This is a genomic window from Candidatus Zixiibacteriota bacterium, assembly GCA_020853795.1.
In the GTDB taxonomy this organism is placed as follows: domain Bacteria; phylum Zixibacteria; class MSB-5A5; order CAIYYT01; family CAIYYT01; genus JADJGC01.
Map to the genome: position 1 here is coordinate 1 of JADYYF010000051.1, position 6152 is coordinate 6152.

Annotated in this window: 2 protein-coding genes; both read right to left on the reverse strand. The window is 57.5% G+C overall.

What is annotated here, in order from left to right; genetic code table 11:
* Nucleotides 1–2434: hypothetical protein (locus IT585_03730; GenBank protein MCC6962340.1), on the reverse strand; the 2434-nt coding region annotated here is incomplete at its 3' end.
* Between the two features lie 15 nt (nt 2435–2449).
* Nucleotides 2450–5857, reverse strand: a complete 3408-nt coding sequence (locus IT585_03735) for a TonB-dependent receptor (protein MCC6962341.1) — start codon at nt 5855–5857, stop codon at nt 2450–2452.
* Nucleotides 5858–6152: the final 295 nt, after the last annotated feature.

The window sequence follows — 6152 nt, forward strand, 5'->3', positions numbered from 1 at the left end:
CCTCCTGCAATGGACAATCGCACGGATGCTGCATCTCCCGCACCATGTCCCCGTCCAGCGTGTATATCCGGATCGTCGCCGCGCTCGGCAGGTTCGCAAAATGCAACCGCCGCGCCCGTTCCGGCGATGGGGCCGCCGTGGTCAACTGCTCGTAACCGGCTTCCAAATAGCCGCCGTCAATGCGGTACGGATTCGGGAAGACGGTCACTTCAAGTTTTTCGGATTCAACCCGATCATTCGAGTTGACCGGATAGACTTCGATGGCATTGGCCAGCGGCGAGCTTTCCAGCGCCGCCAGGCTGGTGGCCGGGTTGCCGAAGTCGATCGTTGAGACCGCGAAGTAGACCGGCCGTGACGGCAACAGACCGTCGATGACATATTCATATTCGTAGTAGGCGTCGACGGAGTCGTTCAGCTCCGGCTCCCAGATCATATCGCCCTTCTGGGCGTTCGGGAAGCGCTTGGCGATACCTCCCGGTTCACCGAGCACTTCACGATTATAGTCCTGCGGCGTGAAGTAGTAGGCCGCGTTTTCCTCCGGCACTTCCAGCGAGTCGGCAGCGTTCGGATACCGCGCCGGATCGAATTCCGGCCCGTAGATGGCCCGCAACGAATCGAGCGTGAAAGGAACTTCGGTTAGTTCCCAACGCGGCGGATCGAAGTTGCGGTTCTGCCGATAACGATTGAAGTCTTCGAAGTCATAGGACGTCAAGAGCGCGAATTCGCTCAAGACGAGCCGGGAGCCCATGTAGACGCGGTAGCCTTCAAAGTCCAGGAGGGAGGAGAAGGGATCTTCCGTAGTTTCGCTGATCTTGCCGTTCCAGCGAAGGGTTACCTTGCCCGGCGAGGCCGAGAAGCGCAGAAGCGGAGCCTGCGGCGGGGGCGGACCGGCGAAATCGGGCTTGCCGTCGCCGGACTTGTAGTATTCACGTCCCGTGCACGGATTGACATAAGGATCGTTCAGGTCAGTCGACTTGACGCCGTCGCCATCGGTATCGATCCCGGGGTTGTCATAGACCCAGCCGGCCCAAAGCGCGTTGGTGACCAGATCGGAGAAATCGAGCGCGTCGTAGTACGCCTGCGGTGCCGAGGGGCTAAACAACCGGAAGTCGTTGGGAGTGCGATGGAACTTGTCGCCGGCGACGTAACCGATCGTAATCGGGAGAGTGTCACCCGGACTAAGTTCGAATGGTCCAAACGAGAAGAGATACCGGGTGTCAAAGCCATCAGCGAGGTCGGTGGCAAAAGTCGCATTCGGGGGCAGCCAACCCTGCGCGGTGTGATCTACGGCCGAATAGATTTGATCGTAATCGAATTCCGGCTGCGACATGATGTAGTACTTGTTGCGATCACCTTCGGGCGTGCCAAGGAAACCGCCGAAATCGCGATTATTAGCCTGCAGACGCGGACCCCAGTCGAGGTTGGTGTCGTCGCCGTTGGAGACCCACCAGTTGAAGGAGTAGTTCAACTCCGGATTGGGCGAGCGAACTACGCGGGTACCGGCGACACCGGTCGGGCTGTACTGATTGAAGACGCCGCCTTCGGGATCGCCGTCGAAATCCGCGATCCAGGCGATATCGATGTTTTCAGTAAGTTGGTTGCAGGTCGGCGATTGGATGTTCGCCAGGTAACCGGTAATATCATCATCGAATCCGTTCGAGACGAGAGGGTTGACCGAAAGGTTCCAGATGTCGGCATCGACATACAAGGCCATGTACATTTTGCGCAAATCGCGGTCGCCGATGTTGACGATCTTGTAGTCGATCAGGACGAAATCCTCGGCATAGCTGAACGACCAGGCGTAGCTGCGCTGCAGGATTTTGATGCCAAGCGGTTTGTGCGAACGGTTGTCGAGAAAGTCGCGGCCGGTCAGGGCGTCGTCCACCAGGGTATCGGTATACTCAGCGAAGTAGTCCTGCTCGGAGACCGCCTCCGGGCTGTAGAACTCCGACGTCCGGCGCGACGAGAGCTGGACGATATTATCGAAGGGCGCGGCGCGCGGATACATTTCGTTGGTCCGCTGCCAGCCGTCGGCGCCGAAGGAGACCAAGGTGTCTTCATCGACGATCGCGCCGATCCAGAGCGCGCCCTGGAACAGGTAGCTGATGCCGGTCCCGGCCGGGAACTCGAAGGACGGCGCCGATTCGCCCGCGATTACTCCCGGGCCGAGGCAATAATTCTCTCTCAGCCAATCGGTGGCATCGCCAAACTGACTGCCGAAGAAGCCCCAATTCGTAATGGTGAAGAAGACGTTACCGACGCGATGCGAGCAATTCTGCGTATTCGGCGTGGCCATCACTTTGCGCAAGGCCATGCGGCGCAGATCGTCATCAGTCGTACGCTTCATCGCCGCGGGCGCCGCGGCGGTCAAGAACAGACACACCAGCGACGTCCACAGTAAACCCTTCACCAATCCACCACACAGTATCTTCAAGGTCACCTCTAATTCTTAGAATTCCACTCCGAAGCCGACGCGGATATTACGTCCCGGGCCAAGATTGGTCGGATTGCTCGCTCCCGGGGTTCCCTCGAACACATAATTGGAGCCCGGAGTCTTTGAACCCGAATTGTACCGGCCAGTCAAACCATAGATGTAGTCAATATTGTTCGCGTCGAAGAGGTTGTTCACCCACAGCGTCACGGTGTAATTCAGGCCGACGAACGGGAAGCGCTTGTAAGCGCGGATGTTGACCTCCGAGGTCGACGGATAGCGCAGCGAGTTGGTTTGCGGCGTTTCGCCCGCCAACAGGCGCAGGCCCGGATAATCCTTGTCCGGCGTATACGGGAAGCCGGAGCCGAATTGCCAGAGCACGTTAGCGCCCCAGTTATCAGGCAGCTTGAGGCCGAACAGACTCGGATGATCGCCCTGCGGAATCGCGAAGTCGATATTCAAAGAGAGCTGATGACGGACGTCCCAGTTCAGCGGGAATTCCTGAATCGGAATTGAGCGGCTGTAGAAGTCGTCGAAGTAGTTCGAGTTTTCATCCGAGCTCTTGCCAAAGGCGAAGGAGTACTCGTAAGTCGCAATGCCCTGCACGTAGTTGCCGTAAGTCTTCTCCAGTTCGAATTCGAAGCCACGGGTACGGGCATAGTCAGAGTTCTGATAGACGTTGCGCTGGTTGGGGCCGGAGCCTTCGCGCACGGAGTTGATGATGCCGAAGATGTCCTTGTAGAAACCGGAGACGCCGAGGACATAGTCTTCGGACAGCTTGTAGCTGACGCCAAACTCGTATTGAATCGTCTTCGAGAAATCGAGGTTCTCGTTGCCGATGATGCCGAAGGCATTCGAGGCCTGCGTCGCGCGCTGGTACATCAGGTTGAGGTCGGGCAACTGGTTGAAGTGGCCGTAGTAAAACTGCACTTTGGCGCGATCGGAGATCGGATAGGAGAAACCGACACGCGGGCTGAAGCGGTTCTGCGAGCCCAGGATCGACTTATCCTGCGCCTGGTCGACGCTTTCGCTCTGTTTGAGTTCCGACGACTGGATGAAGAAGTCGTAACGCAAACCGAGGTTGGCAATCATCGAGCCGTATTCCATCTTATCCTGCACGAAGACCGCACCGGTGATAGGATGGCGGGTGTAGAAGTCGCGGAAGACGCCGCGATCACCCCAGGCGCCGCCGTCCGGGATGCCGTCGTAAGAGTAATTCGGATAGCGCAAGTCGGCCATCTTGATGGTATGGAGATCCATCGACAGACCGGTCTTGACGTCGTGCTCCTTGCTGAACTGCTTGTTGATCTTGAAGTCGGCGGTCCAGCGGGCGGCAGAACGGTTTTGATAGAAAGCCCACTGCTGATGGCCGCGATCGTAGAAGCCGTCGCGCGCATCGTAGCGGCCGTTGCGATTCAAATCGTCGTAGGATTCGCCGGCGTCGTAGCGACCGTTTGGCGGATCATAGACGCCATTCTTGTTGCGATCGAGGAACGGCGTGCCGGGTAGCCACGGATCGCTCGGACCGTCGTACTTGGAGTTGCGATTCAAGTCCTGATTAACGGAGGGATCGACGGCGAGAATAAAGATATCGATACCGGCATCATAGACGCCGTTCAGGTTGACATCGGTGAAGGGCTCGCCGAGGTTCTGGTCACCGTCGCGATACGGTTCAGGGTTGTCGATGTTTGTCACCTGCGCCCGCTCGGGGTCGTACTTGCCGTTGCCGTTGGTGTCCTGAATCAGATAGTCGCCAGCGTTCCACTTGCCGTCGCCGTTGAGATCGACGAACTGCTCCGACTCAAAGAGGTCAACCATGCCGTTGCCGTTCCAGTCGGTAATGATCGTGTCGACGGTAGCGGACGAATTGCGCTGTCCCTGGTAGCTCGAGTTGACGCCGCGATACTCCTGATTGGTTTCGTAGGCGATCAGCGGCCATCCCGGAAGACCGGCAGCGACTTGATTGGCGGCAGCAAAAGCGTCTCCAAACGTGTAGAATGGGCCGCCGTTTAGCCATGACGTATCGCCGTTGGCATTGACGAACGGTTCAGCCTGATCGAACTTGCCGTTGCCGTTGCGGTCGAAGAAATATTCGTACTGGTCGAACAGCAGGAAATCATCCGGCTCCAGGCCTTCGCCCGGGCGGCTCGGATCGCCCGGCATCTGCAGGTAGTCGCGGTTGAAGCGGGAGATGGTGACCTCGTAGTAGGTCGATTTGTCGAGCTGATGCGTCAACTGCGCCGAGATGGCCTGCGACTCCTCGTGTTCAATCGGCGCGGTCGCGGGTGTGTAGATGTAATTCCACTGGAAGTTGGTCTGGTCGTCCCAAGAGCCGCGGTAGCGCAGATTCAACTTAAGGTTCGGCGTTGCCTGGTAACGCACCGAGACCTGAGCTTCGTAAGCGTTTTTCATGCGGTCTTTCAGGTCGAACAGGCCGAGAATCGAGCGCGACTTGAAATCGCGCGACGTGGCTTCGGTGAAGTACTGCTTATAGTTGACGTAGTTATCGGACTTATCGGCCGCGGCCTGAATTGAATAGAAGAGTTTCTCATTGAACCAGTTAATACCGAGGCTCGGCAGCAGCTTGCTGGAGAGGTACGGTTCCGGTCCGGAGAGGTTGAATTCGGCGCGGTCGAAGTTGTAGGAGTTCTTGTTCAGAATTCCGGTGCCAAAATCGTCGGTGAAGTATTCGAGGTGAGCGGTGGTGTTGTTGGAACCGCTCTTGGTGGTGATGTTGACGATACCGGACTGGGCGTTGCCGTATTCGGCGTCGAAACCGCCCTTGATGATCTGCATGTCTTCGATGACGTTGCCGGAGATGTTCATCGCCTGATCAACGGCGCCAAGACCGCCGAGCGGGTCTTTGACCGACACACCGTCGACGACGTACATCACTTCGTTATTGCGGCCGCCACGGATGTGGATTTCGCCGAAGCGCTCAACCACGCCGACCTGCGCCTTGAGCACGTCCTGGACGGTCGAGACCGGCATGTTCTTGATCGTTTCGGCGGTGATCTGCCGGAGGTTGGCGGTTTCGGTCAATTTGAGGAGGTCGCGCTGGGCCGTGACGACCTGAGCTTCGGTCTCGATCACGCTTTCGTCGAGGGCGAAGTTGATCGTCGTCGTCTGATCGACGCGCACGTCGACCGCCTCGGTGCGCACCGGTTGGTAACCGGTGAGCTTGGCCGTAACCGAGTAAACGCCCGGCGGCACGTTGATGATCATGTATTCGCCGTTGACATCGGCCTGTGCACCCATGGTGGTACCATCGATCTGGACCACGGCAAAGGGCACGGCTTCCTTGGTCTTCTTGTTGGTGATCTTACCGCGGACCTTTCCCACCGTCCCTGCCCAGACGCTGGTCGAGGCAAAGAGCCCGAGCACCAACAACAGGACCGCATTACGCAACACATTCGCCATCCGCATGGACCTACCTCCTGCTCGCCGTCCGGCGAGTTGTTCAAAAGAATCTTTTATCATAATCACGAGTGCCGATGCCGCAAATGGCTGAAACTTTCGCGTGCCTTGAGCGTAAATTTCAGAAGACAATCAGGGTGAAACCTGGTTGGCGGACATCGTTGCTTATCTCTCCCACAAACTTGTCAGGCGCTTGCGTGACAAGGTCTTCCGTATCTGAAAGACAATCTGTGAATTAAGCGTTTATGCCCGCGGCAAGTCAAGCGAAAAGTTGACGCCGAAGCGGCACTTAACTTCCATAACA